The organism is Hyphomicrobium denitrificans 1NES1 (assembly GCF_000230975.2).
GTDB classification, from domain to species: Bacteria; Pseudomonadota; Alphaproteobacteria; order Rhizobiales; family Hyphomicrobiaceae; genus Hyphomicrobium_B; species Hyphomicrobium_B denitrificans_A.
This window is the reverse complement of record NC_021172.1, coordinates 1,511,649-1,528,258: the sequence shown is the minus strand read 5'-3', so window position 1 is coordinate 1,528,258 and position 16,610 is coordinate 1,511,649. Positions and strand designations below refer to the sequence as shown.

The window sequence follows — 16,610 nt, the reverse complement described above, 5'->3', positions numbered from 1 at the left end:
TCGCTTGTGCTATCTAGCCGGATCTCCCGGCCCCTACCCTCGTCGTCTGCGCAGCAGGCTCAGCCAGTTCTGCGTCGACCCGGCACCCCGCCGATCGGAGCCCGAGTAAGGCTCGGATTACGGCAATCCCGTGGCCGGGTGGCTCAACAACTAGTGGACGCGCCTCCCAATATGCGGTCGTTGCGCCCATGCCACTGCGACAAGCTAGACAAGCCCCAAGTCGCACCGATAGAAAACACCGGCGTCGGGAAAAACATCACGCCGCCAGGACTTGTTCGCATGGTTTTCGGCCGGTCGATCAATTTTTAGGTGCCGGCATGCCATTCGGGAAATTTTCTTTTATCGCGGCACTGGGATTTTGGGTCCTCGCTTGCCAAGCTGCATTCTCGGCGCCCCGGCCGTCCATCGCCCTTCATGGCGCGGCACGCTACGCTGACGATTTTTCTGCGTTTTCCTATGTCAATCCATCGGCGCCGAAAGGTGGCAAGCTCGCCCTTGGTGTTCTGGGCTCGTTCGAGAACCTCAATCCGCTCATTGTTCGGGGCGTTCCCGCTTCCGGAGTACGCGAATTCTCAGTCGAGAGCCTGATGGCGCGCAGCCTCGACGAGCCCTTCACACTGTATGGCTTGCTGGCGGAAACGATCGACGTCGCCGACGACCGGAAATCGGTCACGTTCACGCTCAACCCGGCTGCCAAGTTTTCTGATCGCCAGCCCGTGACACAAGACGACGTGATTGCGTCCTTCGAGCTCCTGAAAACGAAAGGCCGGCCAAATCATCGCACATATTTTGCGAAAGTTCCGAAGGCCGAGAAGATTGGAGACCGCGCCGTTCGTTTTACGTTCGAGGATGCGGACGACCGCGAGCTTCCCCTTATCCTCGGCTTGATGCCGGTTTTCGAGGCCCATGGGATGACGCCGGAACAATTCGACTCATCCTCGATGACACCGCTCGTCGGCTCGGGTCCCTATACGGTTTCGCGCGTCGATCCCGGCCGCTCGCTCACGTACCGACGAGATGCGGATTATTGGGGAAAGGATCTCCCTGTCAATCGCGGCCGCTTCAACTTCGACGAAATCCGCTTCGACTACTTTCGCGATGCGTCGGTAATGCTCGAAGCGTTCCGGTCGGGTACGCTCGATCTACGCCTCGAGGAAGACCCAGGGCGCTGGGCTGATGCCTATAACATTCCTGCAGTTCGCGATGGCCGCATCGTCAAGGCGGAATTTCCGATCGGCCTCCCGGCGGGTATGACGGCGCTCGTCTTCAACACGCGCCGTGCGGTCTTTGCCGATCCGCGTGTGCGCCGGGCGCTGATGATGCTGTTCGATTTCGAATGGACCAACCGGACGCTTTACAACGGACTGTTCAAGCGTACGACGAGCTACTTCGAGCGGTCCTACCTCGCCTCCACCGGCCGCCCGGCGGATGCCTACGAGCGGCAATTGCTTGCACCATATCCCGACGCCGTCCGCCCGGCATTTCTTGATGGCACCTATAAATTTCCGGAAAGCGACGGCAGTGGCCGCAATCGCGACAATCAAAAGGCCGCGTTCAAGTTGCTGACCGAAGCCGGTATGGTTCTGAAGGGGGAACAGCTGATCGACTCCAAGACCGGGCGTCCTCTCACGTTCGAAATTCTGGCCAACAGCAACGCCCAGGAAGCACTTCTCCTGAGCTATGCGCGAAGCTTGGCGCCGCTCGGCATCGTCGCGCGCATCCGTGTCGTCGATAGCGCGCAGTATCAGGAACGCCTTTCGAGCTTCGACTACGACATGATTCAAAACACTTGGCCGTCGTCGCTTTCGCCCGGCAACGAGCAGCTTTTTCGCTGGTCGGCCAAAACGGCTGACGCGCAAGGCTCCTTCAATTTCGCGGGCGTGAAGAACCCGGCTGCCGACGCGATGATCGACGCCATGCTGGCTGCCGATACGGAGGAGAATTTTGTCTCTTCCGTCCGCGCCCTCGACCGAGTGCTGCTCTCGGGTGATTACGTCGTGCCGCTCTTTTACACGCCGCGCCAGTGGGTCGCCTACTGGGCAAGGCTGAAACACCCCGAGAAGACACCTCTCTTCGGCTACGCCGTCGATACGTGGTGGGTCGAGAGCAAGTGATGTCGCCAGGGACCGATCTCTTCAACATGGCCGAGTACGCGATCGGTCGAGCTGCCCGCGAGATGCCGGAAAAAACGGCGCTGCTTGTTTACGATGTCGAAAATCCGCGCGATCCGTTGGAGGCATGGACGTTCGCCGAACTCGACCAGGCCGTCCGCAATCTGGCGGCAGGTCTTCAAGACAAAGGCTTGCAGCGCGGCGACCGGATCGGGATCAGGCTTGGCAACTCCTCGCAGTCCGCGTTGATGTTTTTTGCCGCAATGGCCGGGGGCTTCATCGCTCTGCCGCTTTCGGATCAACTGACTGCGTCCGAACTTGTGACACTTCTCGAAGACAGCGGCGCAGCAGTGCTCGCAACTGGGGACGCGTTGCCCGATACCGCGTCGCGGCGCACGATCCTTGCCATTTCTCCGAATGACGTCGCGGCCATGATCGCGCAAAATACGAACCAGGGTTATGTACCGACCACGCGCGACGACCCGGCATTTCTGATCTACACATCAGGCACGACAGCGCGCCCGAAAGGTGTCCTCCACGCGCATCGCTCGGCGCTCGGTCGACAGCCGATGTATCAGGGCTGGTATGGCATTCGCCCCGACGATTGCATGCTGCATGCGGGCGCATTTAATTGGACCTTCACGCTCGGAGTCGGCTTGACCGATCCCTGGGCAAACGGGGCGACGGCCATCGTTTGCACAGGCGATAAAAAGCCGGAGCTCTGGCCAGACGTCATCGCAGAAACCGGTGCTACGCTGTTTGCAGCCGTGCCGGGAATCTATCGGCAAATTCTGAAGTACGCGCCGCCAAGGCGCGGTTCGCTTGGCAAATTGCGGCACGGCTTGATGGCGGGCGAAACGCCGCCGCCGGGATTGATCGAGGATTGGACGTCGGCAACCGGCCTGCCGCTCTATGAGGCCCTCGGCATGAGCGAAATCTCGACCTACATTTCGACCGGCCCGTCAGTTCCCCATAAACCCGGCACGGTCGGCAAGGCGCAAGCCGGGCGTCGCGTCGTCATCCTAGCCGTCGAAGGCAACGACCAGCCGCTCTCTCCCGATAGCGAAGGCCTTATTGCCGTGCATCGCTCGGACCCTGGCCTGATGCTCGGCTATTGGAAGAGGCCTCAAGAGGAAGCCGAAGTCTTTCGCGGCGAGTGGTTCACCGGCGGTGACCTCGGTTCGATCGATGACGACGGCTACATCACGCACCTCGGTCGCTCTAACGAGCTGATGAATGCGGGAGGCTATCGTGTCTCCCCTCTCGAAGTCGAAGCGGCAATCGCGTGCTGTCCCGCTGTTGCGGAGGTCGCCTGCGCAGAGATACGCATAAGAAGTGATGTTTCGATTATCGCTGCATTCGTCGTTGCGGCCGACGGCGCAGTGCGTGACGCTACCGCAATCAAGGAATTCGCGAAGGAACATCTCGCCGCTTACAAGATCCCGCGCGAGGTTGTGTTCATCGACCGGCTGCCACGCACGCCCAACGGCAAGGTTCAACGCAAGGCTCTCGCGTTGCCTTCTGGGGTCGATGACACGCGTTAAGCTGCCTGCCTGGTCTTGCTCGCAAGCTCGACGAACTTCTGGATGAGTGCGCGAACACCTTTGAGACGCGCCTCCGGCAAATCCCAGTCGGCGCGGTAGACGAGCCGCTGATCAGGCTGAACTTTGAGCGCACCGCGCGAATTCTGCACGAACGCGATAAGACCTTCCGGATTTGCAAAGCGTCCCTTGTGCAGCGTGATGACGCCGCCCTTCGGCCCTGCGTCGACTTTCGCAATGCCGGCTGCGCGGCAAAGACCCTTGATCTCCATGACGTCGAGCAAGTGCCCGACCTCGTCCGGCAACGGCCCGAAGCGATCGACAAGCTCTGCTGCGAACGCATCGATTTCGGTGCGCTTTTCGAGGTTCGATAAACGGCGGTAGAGACCCAGCCGAAGTTGCAGGTCGGCGACGTAGGCCTCCGGAATCATGATGGAGGTGCCGAGCTGGATCTCCGGACTCCACTTGTCGTCGGCTTCGATCTCGCCGCCCTTCATCGTAGCAACCGCCTCTTCCAGCATCGATTGATAGAGTTCGAAGCCGACTTCGCGGATGTGACCAGATTGTTCTTCGCCGAGCAGATTCCCGGCGCCGCGAATATCGAGATCGTGCGACGCGAGCGAGAACCCGGCGCCAAGCGTATCGAGCGATTGCAGAACCTTGAGCCGCTTCTCGGCGCCTTCGGTCAGCTTCTGGCCGGGCGGCGTCGTGATGTAGGCGTAAGCGCGCGTCTTGGACCGCCCGACGCGACCGCGCAATTGATAAAGCTGCGCGAGGCCGAACATATCGGCGCGATGCACGATCAGTGTATTGGCATTCGGCACGTCGAGGCCGGATTCGACGATCGCCGTCGAAAGCAGAATGTCGTATTTACCTTCATAGAACGCGGTCATGACGTCTTCGAGTTCGGTCGGCGACATCTGCCCCGTGGCGCGGGCAAATACGAGATCGGGCACCGCCTCGCGCAGGAACTCGGCAATGTCGTCCAGATCGGAAATGCGCGGCGCAACGTAATAGGTTTGCCCGCCGCGGAAGCGTTCGCGCCGCAGGGCTTCTTTCAAAATGACCGGATCGAACGGCGAAATGAATGTGCGGACGGCCATGCGGTCGACGGGTGGCGTCGTGATCAGCGACAGCTCGCGCACGCCCGTCAACGCGAGTTGCAGGGTGCGCGGGATCGGCGTTGCCGATAGCGTCAGCACGTGCACGTCTTCGCGCATCTTCTTCAGGCGCTCTTTGTGATTGACGCCGAAATGCTGCTCTTCATCGATGATGAGAAGGCCGAGCCGTTGGAACTCGATCGATTTGCCGAGCAGCGCGTGCGTACCGATGACGATGTCGATGTCTCCGGACTTGAGCCCGGCCTTGACTTCGGCAAGCCCCTTGGCGCCGACCATACGAGACGCCTGCGCGATGCGTAAGGGCAATCCCTGGAACCGTTCGGAGAACGTTCTGAAGTGCTGGCGCGCGAGCAGCGTCGTCGGAACGACGACGGCAACCTGCACGCCACTCATCGCGGCGACGAATGCCGCGCGCAGCGCCACTTCGGTTTTGCCGAACCCGACATCGCCGCAGACGAGCCGGTCCATTGGCTTGCCCGACGCGAGATCGGCAAGCACGGTATCGATGCTGGCGGCTTGATCTTCCGTTTCCTCGTAGGGAAAGCGCGCAACGAATTCGTCATAAGCGCCGGTCGGCGGGACGAGCGCGGGTGCTTCGCGCAGGGCTCTGAGCGCAGCGATCTTGATAAGTTCGTTGGCGATTTCGCGCAGGCGCTTTTTGAGGCGTGCTTTGCGCGACTGCCACCCGAGGCCGCCAAGACGATCGAGCTGCGCGTCCCCTTCGTCGGCGCCGTAGCGCGACAGAAGCTCGATGTTCTCGACGGGTAGAAACAGCTTGTCGCCACCCGCGTAGTGAAGCTCGAGACAGTCGTGCGGCGCCCCGAGCGCGGTGATCGTCTGCAATCCGGCGAAACGCCCGATACCGTGATCGCTATGCACGACGAGGTCGCCGATCGAAAGACTCGTCGCTTCGGTCAGGACGTCGGCAGCCTTACGCGCCCGTCGACGCTGCCGCACGAGGCGGTCGCCTAGCACGTCCTGTTCGGCGATGACGGCGAAGTCCGGCGTCTCGAAGCCTTCCTCGATGCCGAAGACTGCGAACGCTGTGGCGTTCGGCTTCAGCGCCTGCACCTCGGTAAAGCTTTCGACTTTCTCCGCGTCCTTCAAGCCGTGGTCGGCCAGAAGCGTTATCAATCGCTCGCGCGCGCCTGTGGTCCACGCTGCGAGGATGACGCGCCGGGACTCAGCGTGGATGCGCCGGATGTGACCCACGACGGCATCGAACACGTTGTTGTCGGGATCGGCACGCTCCGCTGCGAACGTCCGGCCTCGGCGGCCCTTCATCGCATAGACATTCGACGTGCCCGGATCGTCGAACGGCGTCAGTCGCGAAACCGTGCGCGCGTCGAGTGCCGACGCCCAGTCCTTGCCATCGAGGAACATCTGATCCGGCGGCACGGGCTTGTAAGGCGGCGCCCCGAAGCGCTGCCCCTCAAGAGAATCGACTCGCGCTTCGTAATGCTCGCGGATCTGCTCGAAACGGCGTTTGACGGCTTCGTCCGCCATATGATCGAAGCTGATGCCGACGCCGGGCAGATAATCGAAAAGCGTTTCGAGCGAGGGATGGAAGAAGGGTAGCCAGTGCTCCTGGCCCTGATAGCGGCGGCCGCTGCTGACGGCTTCGTAAAGTGGATCGTCGCCGGTATTGCCACCGAAGAGCGCGACGTAGCGAGTCCTGAAAAGCGCCGTCGCCGCTTCGCCGAATGCAACTTCGCTGACCGGCATCAGCGAGAACTTCGGCACCGGTTTCATCGAGCGCTGCGTTTCCGCGTCAAACGCCTTGATGCTTTCGAGCGTGTCGCCGAAAAAATCGAGACGGATCGGATTACTGCGGCCCGGCGGATAGAGATCGAGAATGCCGCCACGCTGGGCGTACTCGCCCGGCTCCATCACGGTGCTCGAACGGTCATAGCCGTACGACTCGAGACGCTTGATCAGTTCGGCGGGATCAATCCGTTGGCCCGGAGCGATGGTCTTGACGGCGCCGCGAATGAAACTCCTGGGCGGCACCCTCTGCAGGATCGCGTTGACGGTCGTCAGAACGAGCGTCGCTTTCTTGCGCCCGCCGATGGCGAGGCGTCCGAGGGTCGTAATGCGGCGCGCCACGATCTCGGCGTTCGGGCTGGTCCGGTCGTATGGAACCGTATCCCACGCCGGGAACGAAATGACGGCAACGTCTGGAGCAAAGAATGCGACGGCCGCTTGCAGTTCCTCGAGACGCCTGTCATCGCGCACGACATGGAGATGCAGACCCGGCTGATCGCCGCCACGCGCAGCCCGCGTGACGTCCGCAAGGACACGGCCGTCGAACCCCTCGGGGACGCCGGAAAAAACAACACGGGATTTCTGCAATTGATCCGTCATTGAAAGACATCAGTCTGCATCAGCGGCGAGCCGGTGAAAAATGCGAATATCGGTGAGCAGATCCTGAAATTCACCGCTTTCAGCTCCGCCCGAGAAAATCCACAATTGCAACAGCGGATCGGGAAGGTTCAGGAACCTCTCGAAGTGCTCCAGCGCATCGCCCGACAATGCGGAAAGCCGAGCGTCGGCATAACGCCCTATCAGGAGGTCCATCTCCTTCGTGCCGCGGTGGTGCGCGCGATAGGAGGCGCGCCGCCGCCGCACATCGAGATCGTCCGCCATTGTGAATCCGGGTTGCATGGCAAAATGGGATAGCGGCCCCTCGCGGCTTGACTGGAAAGCGATCAGCCGCCACGGTGTGCCGTCCGTGCGAAGGGTTCCTATAGCGCCCGCCGCCCTTGACGCCTAGCGCGAAGGTCGGTGCTTATTGCCGCGACCCTCGTTTTATCGCCGTGCTCTCCACGTTATCGGACGGCGGGGCGCGAGATTCCTCAACGGCAAGCCAATTCGACAATGCGTCCCTCGTTTCTCAACCCGCTGTTCGCATCGGCGCAAACGATCGCCGGGATCGGCCCGCGGCTCATCCTGCTTTTGAAGAAGTGTCTGACACTGCCGCCAGGTGTCGCCGAGCCACGCGTGATCGACCTCTTATGGCATATGCCGACCGGCGTCATCGACCGGCGCGCTGAGCCCGAGCTTGCCTCCGCCGTTCCCGGCAGCATCGTGACGCTGAAGCTCAGAGTGCTGAAGCACAAGGCGCCGCCGCGCGGCAACAGGAAAGCCCCGTACAAAGTCACCTGCGAAGACGATACCGGCCGGATCGATCTCGTGTTCTTCCACGCCGAGCGGAAGTTCATCGAAAAGCAGCTCCCCATCGGAGAATTGCGGTTCGTCTCGGGACGTATCGAACGCTACGGCGAAGCGCTGCAGATGACACATCCGGATTATATCGTTGCGCCGGAGGCGCGTGACGATCTGCCGATGCTCGAACCTGTCTATCCGTTGACCGCCGGGTTGTCGGGCAAAATCATGGTCAAGGCGACGCGGCAGGCTGCGGATCGCGTTCCGGACCTGCCCGAGTGGCAGGAGCGCCGCTGGCTCGAAGCGCGCGGCTGGCTAGATTTCAAAGTGGCCGTCAGCCGGGTTCACCGCCCAGTCGATGCTCAGGATGTCTCGAACGGCGCAGGGCCCTGGCAGCGCCTTGCCTACGACGAGCTTTTAGCGGGCCAATTGGCGTTCGCCCTCGTTCGCCAGAATTTTAAAACCGAACGCGGCCGCCGCCTCTTGGGTGAAGGTCAACTGCGAAGGAAAATCGCGGAGGCGCTTCCGTTCACGCTGACGCCGTCGCAGAAAATCGCCCTCGATGAAATCGCCGAAGACCTTGCGGCACCCCATCGCATGCTGCGCCTGCTGCAAGGCGATGTCGGCTCCGGTAAAACCGTCGTTGCGCTGATGACGATGGCCGTCGCGATCGAAGCCGGTGCGCAGGCCGCCTTGATGGCGCCGACTGAGGTCCTTGCACGCCAGCACCTCGAAACCATCATGCCGCTTGCCGAAGCCGCGGGTTTGCAGGTCGCCTTGCTTATAGGCCGCGAAAAGGGCAAAGCGCGCGACGCAATCCTAGAACGCCTTGCATCCGGCGACATCGACATCTTGATCGGCACGCACGCGCTGTTTCAATCCGATGTCGTGTTCAAGGATCTCGCTCTCGCCGTCATCGACGAGCAGCATCGTTTCGGCGTGCACCAGCGTCTGGCATTGCAAGCGAAAGGTGCCAACAACGACACAAACGTCCTGGTGATGACGGCAACGCCGATTCCGCGAACGCTGCTGATGACGCATTACGGCGATCTCGACGTTTCCAAGCTTACGGAAAAGCCCGCCGGGCGGAAACCGATCACCACCAAAGCCGTGCCGCTTGAATTGCTAGAACGCCTGATCGATCGCATTCGCGCGCAACTCGCCGAAGGTGCGCAAGTCTATTGGGTTTGCCCGCTGATCGAAAGCTCCGAGCTGACCGATCTTGCCGCCGCAGAAGAACGGTTCGCACATCTCCGCCAGATTTTCGGAGAGAGTGTCGGTCTCCTGCACGGTGCTCTCTCTGCCAAGGACAAAGACGAGACGATGGCTGCCTTCGCCGACGGCCAGATCAAGATCCTTGTCGCGACGACCGTTATCGAGGTCGGCGTCAACGTCCCGAACGCCAACATCATGGTGATCGAGCACGCCGAGCGCTTCGGCCTCGCGCAATTGCATCAGCTGCGTGGACGGGTCGGCAGAGGCACGCGGGAATCCTTCTGCATGCTCCTTTACAAGGCGCCGCTCGGAGAGACGGCCGAGCAACGTCTCAAGATGATGGAAGAGACCGAAGACGGTTTCCAGATTGCCGAGAAAGATCTCGAACTGCGTGGCGGCGGCGAGATTCTGGGCGCCCGCCAGAGCGGAACCCCGAGCTTTCGCGTTGCCGAGGTGCCGGGTTACGAGACGTTACTCGCTGCCGCCCGCGATGACGCCGCGCTCGTGCTCGCCAACGATCCCCATCTCACGTCGCCGCGCGGGCAAGCGCTGCGCACGTTGCTTTACGTCTTCGAATGCGATGAGGCCGTGCGCCTGTTTCGTGCCGCCTAGGATTTCTTTTGGCGTTCCAACGGATAATGTGATCCCGGCCTCAAGCCCGCTCCGATGCGTCGCATTTTGTCGTCCATGCTGGGCATCACGATCCCGCCGGACAAGATGATCTTGGCGGCTTCCTCGACCGTCATCGAGAGAAAGACGACATTCGACCGCGGTACGAAGCAGATGAACCCCGTCGGCGGCACGATGCCCGTAGGCATGAAAACGGTCAAAAGATCGCTTTCTCCACCCGGCGCCACATCCTTGATTTCGCCCGATGTCTCGCCGGTGACGAAGACAAGGCTCCAGATTTCTTTCGACGGGAACTCGATCATCCCGACTTTCTGAAAGCTTTGGTTCGGCCCGGCTGTCGAGATCACGCTTTCGAAGATTTGCTTCAGCGCGCCATAGACGTTGCGCACGATCGGGGTGCGCGACAGCATCAGTTCGCCGGAGGATACGAGCGTTCGCCCCAGCAGGTTGGCGGCGAGAGCGCCGATGACCGTCAGACCGGCGATCGCGACGACAAGCCCGAGTCCAGGCAGAGGAAACGGCAGATAGGTGTCCGGATTGAACGTCGTCGGTAGAAGCGGCTTGATCCACGCATCGACCCAATGGATCACGCCCCACATGATCCACAGCGTGATTGTGACCGGACCGACAATGACGAGTCCGGTCAGGAAGGCATTTCGGAAGCGCGAACCCAGGCGCCAGCCCGTTTTGCCGTCGCTGCTGCTCGCAAGCCTCTTCAGCCCTTCGGTGAGCTGCGCTGCCTCCGCATCCGCGTGATGCCGGGCACCGTGTTCCGAATCGGGATCGGGCGGGGATGCGCTCATGTCTCCTTACTCGGGCGAGTTACCCGACGGAGATCGGGCATACCTCAGTTTGTCACGACCAGACAGTCTAGGCCACTGGTCCTGAGCTTATCGCAAAGGCTTCGCGGTTCCTCTTGCGAAGCATAACCATTGATCCGCACGCGATAAAAGGTTCCCATGCTGCCAATAACGGCTTCATCGACTGTCGGTACATGATTGTCGAGATCGGCTCCGTGCTGGGCGATGAGCTGCTGCGCCAGGGCCTCCGCCTCGGCGCGAGACCGCAAGGCAGCAATATGGACTTTGTATTTGCCCTTGGTGGCACGTGTGGGTTTCGCGGCGGCCGTGACCTGGCGGGTCTTGTCGGCGGACTTCGCGGCGCTGCCTTCATTGACAACCGTTGCACTGCTCCAGCTCGACGTTTCTGCGACCGTGCCTGTCGACGCCGTTGTGACGCTGGCCGGCGCCTGTGTCCCTGCCGCGGGAGCAGACGAGGATCCGCCGAACATGTTGGAGAAGAAGCCCGTCACGCCCGAACCGAAAGAGCTCGACGGTGCCGGGGCAGGAGACGAGGTCTGGGCTGCAGGCGCGGGCTCTGACGTGCCGCCGGTAGCCGCCGATCCCGCGAGCGAATTAACCGGTGCATAAGCCGCCCGTGCCCGTGCCGCATCCTGAGCGGCGGTGCTCGACGGATCCTGGCGAGTGACCGGAAGCGCTGCGCCGGAATCGTTCGAGGTGTTGTTGTTGGCGGCGGCCTGCGCAATCGCGGCCGCCGACAATCCCGCCGAACCTGCGTTGGGACCCGCGGCGGGTGTGGCTGCAGCGGTTGAGGCGGGTTTGGTGGTAGATGTCGGAGTACCAACGACCCGCTCGGGACCTTTTCCGGTATCCTCGATCCCGGCCATCTTGTAGGCATCGGCCCGCTCCGCAGTCGCGGTTTCTCGGTCGCCGGCGCTGAGCCCGTTCTTCAACCAAAGGGCACTCGTCAGGTCCGAGATCGCAAGACCCGGCTGCTTCTGCTTTTTGTAGGCGATCCCGCGCGTGTAGAGCGCTTTCGCCATCTCCGTCGATGAGAGACCGCCTGTTTTGAGCGCACTCGAGAGCTGATCAATCGCGGGCTGATAGCGGCCGTTGGCGAAATCCTTGAGGCCCGCATCATAAGCCTGCCGAGACGCCTTCTTTTTCTGCTCTTCCGGCGACAGCTTCGAATCTTCGCTTGACTGCGCGGCACTCTGAGGTGCTGGGGCCTTTGCCTTTTTTGCTTCTGCGGTCGAGGGGGCTCCCATGCCGATGGAAGCAAACGCACACACACAAGCAGCGGCGGCGAGCAGTGTGCCACGCGCGAGCTTCCGGAATTGCGTCATGTGCGTTTCTTCCCCCATGGCGACGACTTTAGGCGCAATACCCCCTTCCCCATATTGCAACCAGTCGAACTGGGCAATTTCAGGGCCCCGATATCGCCACGTTTTCCCCCATCATTCGACGGTGACGGATTTTGCAAGGTTACGCGGCTGATCGACGTCGGTCCCGATCTGGACGGCTGTCTGGTACGCGATAAGTTGAATAGGCACCGCATACAGCAACGGCGCTATGAACGAATTGACCTTCGGCATCTGAATGTGCGCTGCGGTATTGCAGCCGACCATCTTGGGCGCCGCATCCGAAATCAGAATGATCTGGCCGCCGCGTGCTGCAACCTCCTGGAGATTCGACACGGTCTTCTCGAAGAGGTCGTCTTCCGGCGCGACGACGATGACCGGCACGCTTTCGTCGATCAGCGCAATCGGCCCGTGCTTGAGTTCGCCCGCCGCATAGCCCTCGGCGTGAATGTAGGAAATTTCCTTGAGTTTCAGGGCTCCTTCGAGCGCGATGGGGAAACTCGATCCACGGCCGAGGTAGAGCACATCGCGTGCCTTCGCGAGATCCTGCGCAACTGAAAGGTAGATTTCATCCTGGCGCAGAATTGATGCGATGTGCCGGGGCACCTCCGTCAGCGCCGTAACCAGCGCCATCTCCTGCTCGGCCGTTATCTCTCCTCGCGCTTTCGCAATTGCGATTGCGAGGCAGGCCAGAACGGAAAGCTGGCAGGTGAAGGCCTTCGTCGAGGCGACGCCGATCTCCGGTCCAGCAAGCGTCGGCAGCGCGGCGTGCGACTCTCGTGCGATGGTCGATGTCCTGACGTTGACGATCGAGGCAATCCGCTGCTTGTTGGCTTTACAGTAGCGAAGCGTCGCCAGGGTATCTGCCGTCTCGCCCGACTGCGAGACGAAAATGGCGAGGCCATTCTCGGAAAGCGGCGGCTCGCGGTAGCGCATTTCCGACGCGACATCGATATCGACCGGAACTCGTGCATAGTGCTCGATCCAGTACTTGGCGACGAGGCCCGCATAGTAGGCCGTGCCGCAGGCCGAAATGGTCACTCGGCTGACTTGCGCGAGATCGACGCCGAGATCGGGGAAGTGGACGCGGCCCGCCGCCATGTCGAGATAGTTGGCGAGCGTGTGTGAGACCACTTCCGGCTGCTCATTGATTTCCTTCGCCATGAAATGGCGATAGTTGCCCTTATCGACGAGCAGCGAGCTTGCGACAGCCTTGATGACCGGGCGCTCGGTGCGCACGCCTTGGCGGTCGTAGATTTCGGCGCCAGAACGGCGCAGCACCGCCCAGTCGCCTTCTTCGAGGTATGTGATCGCGTCGGTGAACGGTGCCAGCGCTATTGCGTCGGAGCCGAGGTACATTTCGCCCGACCCGTGTCCGATGGCGAGTGGCGAGCCTTTGCGGGCGGCGATCATCAAATCGTCTTCGCCGGCGAAGATGATGCCGAGCGCGAAGGCGCCCTGCAGATGGTCGAGCGCCCTGCCGACCGCGGCGACGGGATCGTTGCCCTGATCGAGTTCATCGGTGATGAGATGGACGACGGCTTCGGTATCCGTGTCGGTATCGAAGCGGTGTCCCTTGGCTTCGAGCTTGGTGCGAAGCTCGCGGAAATTCTCGATGATGCCGTTGTGGACCACCGATACCTTATCGGTCATGTGCGGATGTGCGTTGCGTTCGGTCGGGCGACCATGCGTCGCCCAGCGCGTGTGGCCGATCCCCGTGCGTCCCGCGAGAGGTTCGGCGAGAAGGCGCTTTTCCAAATTCCTGAGCTTACCCTCGGCACGCCGCCGCGCAAGCGTCCCGCCTTCGACCGTCGCAATGCCGGCAGAATCATAGCCCCGGTATTCGAGCCGCCGCAGCGCGTCGACCAGATCGCTTGAAACGGCCGATTTCCCGAGAATCCCGACGATGCCACACATCAGATGTCCCCGCGTGATTCACCCTCTGGTTGCACGATGAGGGCGGTTTAGGATCTTCTCAAATCACAGAATGTTTCAGTTTAACGTTTGCAGACGCCGTGCCAGCTCGGGCCCGCAACTTACGCCTATCCTTAACGAATTGCATTATCTTGTGGCTTTTCTGCGCGCCATCAAGGTGCGGAATCTCTCAGCCCAGCCCGGACGCTCCTCCTGTGTGCTCCGTTCGAGTGCGAGCGCGCCGGCGCTGACGTCTCTCGTGATAACGCTGCCGGAGCCGATATAGGCTCCCGCCCCAATGGACACCGGCGCCACCAACGACGCGTTCGACCCTATGAACGCTCCGTCTCCGATCTCCGTCTTGTGCTTGGCGTAACCATCGTAGTTGCAGAAGATCGTGCCCGCGCCGACATTTGCCTTGGCGCCGATCACGCCGTCGCCGAGATAGGCAAGGTGATTGGCCTTGGCGCCGGGGCCGAGAGTCGTGTTTTTCACTTCGACGAAATTGCCGATGTGGGCGTCGGCACCAATCCGCGCGCCCGGGCGAAAGCGCGCGAAGGGTCCGATCCGGGCGCCCTTGCCGATCACCGCTCCTTCGAAGTGGCAGAAGCCGAGAATTCTGGCGCCTTCCTCGACCGTCACACCCAAGCCGAAAACGACATGCGGTTCGATGAGAACGTCGGAAGCGATCCGCGTGTCGAAGCTGAGCCAGACCGTTTCGGGCGCGATCATCGTCACGCCGTCCCTCATGAACTGAGAGCGGGCGCGGGCCTGCCAGATCGCCTCGACGGCGGCAAGTTGATCGCGGGCGTTAACGCCAAGAACCTCGTCTTCGCTGCATTCGACGACTGTAGCTGTCAGACCGCTACGGACGCCGATTTCAACGGCATCGGTCAAATAGAATTCACCTTTGGCATTGGCATTTCCGATGCGGCCCAGCAGGTCCGAAATGTTCGGCACGCGGAACGCCATCACCCCCGAGTTGCAAAGGTCAATGAGCCGCTCAGCGTCGGAGGCGTCTTTCTCCTCGCGGATCGCGACCAGTGCGCCGTTATGGTCGGTCAGCAACCGCCCGTAACCTGACGCATCCATGGGCCGGAATCCCAGCACCGCGATGTTGGCACCCCCGTCGAGAGCCGCGCGCAACCGAGAAAGTGTTTCTGAGCGAATGAGCGGGGTATCGGCGTAGAGAACGATGACGTCGCCGTTCTGGTGATCGAGCGCCGGCCGGGCGGCAAGGACCGCATCCGCGGTTCCCCGCTGCGATGGCTGTATGAAAACTTGCGCCGACGGCATGATCCGCTGAGCCTCCGTCGCGACGGCATCCATGTCGGAAGCGATGACGACTGCCACGCCGCCTGGCACCTCGGATACCGTCCCGAGCACGTGGGCCAGCATCGATTGACCGGCAATCTTGTGCAGCACCTTCGGTACGCCCGATCTCATGCGCGTGCCCTTGCCGGCGGCGAGAACGACGAACAACGGGGACGATGCGCTCATGGGAGACCTTCGGCTGGGCCGCGTGTGGCCGTGGGCTTCAGAGATGCCGTGCGGATCAACGATCTGCGTCAGCGGCGCCAAGCCATAGCGCCCGCAATCCCCTCGCGGCAAGGGAGGCACAAGAATTGGCGCTCATGCCACCACATCGACAGCGTTTCTGTCACCATCAGATCAATTTTGCTCAGAAGTTTCCTGGGGATGGCCGAGTCGCGTGCATCGATGCCACCGTCCACAACTTCGACGCAACACATCCTGCCCGGCCATTGCGAACGCGCGCCGAGCGACCCAACGTTCCCAATGCGGCGAAATTGATTCGGCTAACAAACCCTGCCGCAGAACTACCGGGAACCCAAACGGAACTTAGGACACCACATCTCATGACCAAGCCCGCCATCGATAAGCCGGTTCGTAGGAACGCGATTTTTACGCCCTACGCCGCTCTCTGGTCGATGCTCGGGGCGCTCGGACTGGCATATCTCGGCGTCGCAATATTCCAGCCTGATTGGCTTAACAGCCTGACGCCAACCAGCGCCCAGATCGAGCACAACGCCGAGACGCAAGCCACCCTCATGAAACTGAGTGCGGACGTGGATGGCCTCAAGTCGTCGGTGGCGAGCCTGCAACTCGATGTCTCGGGTGTGAAGTCCGATGTCACCAACCAGGCGCAACAGACGCAGACGCTCGGCGCGCAGGTGACTGCGATCGAGGATAAAATGCGACTGGCAGAGGCGCCGCCGGCATCTGCTTCGGCGCCGCAGCCGCAAACCGGAACGGACGTCATTGGAGCGGCGGACGACGCGCCTGGCGCTCTCGACACGTCCACCGAGCACGCGCTGCCTCAAACCAAGATCATCAATGCGTCGCCGGAAAAAACGCAGATCGTCACCGGCAGTGTCGACAAGTCGCCGGCGCAAGCGAAGCCCAAGTCGAGCGCCGCCAATAGCGGCGAAATCAGTTTCGGTCCTGCGATCGTGAAGCCCGTGAAGAAACCGATCGGCATCGAACTCGCATCGAGTTCGAGCGTCGAAGGTCTCCGTTTGAATTGGAGCCAACTTGCGCAACAACACGGCGACAAGTTGAAACGGCTGAAGGCGCGCTATACGACCAACGGCGATCCGGCGAACCCGAACTTCAACCTGATCGCAGGGCCGGTCAAAACGAAGGCCGAGGCAATCAAGCTCTGCAAGGACCTTCAAGCGCTGGCTGTGTCCTGCGCAGTCGGCGACTTCACCGGCAACGCGCTTTAGCTGAA

Annotated in this window: 10 protein-coding genes; 4 read left to right on the top strand and 6 right to left on the bottom strand. The window is 61.5% G+C overall.

From position 1 onward, the window contains the following. Window positions 1-317: 317 nt before the first annotated feature. Both HYPDE_RS07160 and HYPDE_RS07155 read left to right on the top strand, forming a co-directional pair. Complete coding sequence (locus tag HYPDE_RS07160; protein WP_015597743.1) at window positions 318-2,114, top strand: extracellular solute-binding protein; 1,797 nt, start codon at window positions 318-320, stop codon at window positions 2,112-2,114. After that, complete coding sequence (locus HYPDE_RS07155) at window positions 2,114-3,655, top strand: class I adenylate-forming enzyme family protein (protein ID WP_015597742.1); 1,542 nt, start codon at window positions 2,114-2,116, stop codon at window positions 3,653-3,655. The genes HYPDE_RS07160 and HYPDE_RS07155 overlap by 1 nt, the downstream gene beginning before the upstream one ends. On the opposite strand, the gene mfd is transcribed toward HYPDE_RS07155, so the two are convergent. Together mfd and HYPDE_RS07145 are read right to left on the bottom strand one after the other, a co-directional pair. Further along, window positions 3,652-7,137 carry a transcription-repair coupling factor gene (gene mfd, locus HYPDE_RS07150; protein WP_015597741.1) on the bottom strand — a complete coding sequence of 1,162 codons (3,486 nt, stop codon included), beginning with the start codon at window positions 7,135-7,137 and terminating at the stop codon, window positions 3,652-3,654. The two genes, HYPDE_RS07155 and mfd, sit on opposite strands and share 4 nt — an antisense overlap. A 9-nt stretch (window positions 7,138-7,146) precedes the next feature. Continuing rightward, window positions 7,147-7,419 carry a succinate dehydrogenase assembly factor 2 gene (locus HYPDE_RS07145; protein ID WP_144061219.1) on the bottom strand — a complete coding sequence of 91 codons (273 nt, stop codon included), beginning with the start codon at window positions 7,417-7,419 and terminating at the stop codon, window positions 7,147-7,149. Between the two features lie 231 nt (window positions 7,420-7,650). Between HYPDE_RS07145 and recG the strand changes: the two genes are divergently transcribed. After that, entirely contained in the window at window positions 7,651-9,765 is a 2,115-nt protein-coding gene (recG, locus tag HYPDE_RS07140; protein WP_041320129.1) for an ATP-dependent DNA helicase RecG, read from the top strand. Here the strand turns inward: recG and HYPDE_RS07135 are convergent. The 4 genes from HYPDE_RS07135 to glmU form a co-directional block, all read right to left on the bottom strand. Further along, entirely contained in the window at window positions 9,762-10,586 is an 825-nt protein-coding gene (locus HYPDE_RS07135; protein WP_015597738.1) for a DUF502 domain-containing protein, read from the bottom strand. The genes recG and HYPDE_RS07135 overlap by 4 nt on opposite strands. 44 nt (window positions 10,587-10,630) lie before the next feature. Further along, window positions 10,631-11,929, bottom strand: coding sequence for an SPOR domain-containing protein (locus HYPDE_RS07130; RefSeq protein WP_244437798.1), 1,299 nt, complete (start codon window positions 11,927-11,929; stop codon window positions 10,631-10,633). A gap of 111 nt (window positions 11,930-12,040) precedes the next feature. Further along, window positions 12,041-13,861 (bottom strand): glutamine--fructose-6-phosphate transaminase (isomerizing), encoded by a 1,821-nt coding sequence (gene glmS, locus HYPDE_RS07125; RefSeq protein ID WP_015597736.1) that lies wholly within the window; start codon window positions 13,859-13,861, stop codon window positions 12,041-12,043. 144 nt (window positions 13,862-14,005) lie between these two features. Continuing rightward, on the bottom strand, window positions 14,006-15,358 hold the full coding sequence (glmU, locus tag HYPDE_RS07120; protein ID WP_041320979.1) for a bifunctional UDP-N-acetylglucosamine diphosphorylase/glucosamine-1-phosphate N-acetyltransferase GlmU: 1,353 nt from the start codon (window positions 15,356-15,358) through the stop codon (window positions 14,006-14,008). A gap of 377 nt (window positions 15,359-15,735) precedes the next feature. Between glmU and HYPDE_RS07110 the strand changes: the two genes are divergently transcribed. Next, window positions 15,736-16,605 (top strand): SPOR domain-containing protein, encoded by an 870-nt coding sequence (locus HYPDE_RS07110; protein ID WP_015597733.1) that lies wholly within the window; start codon window positions 15,736-15,738, stop codon window positions 16,603-16,605. Window positions 16,606-16,610 lie beyond the last annotated feature (5 nt).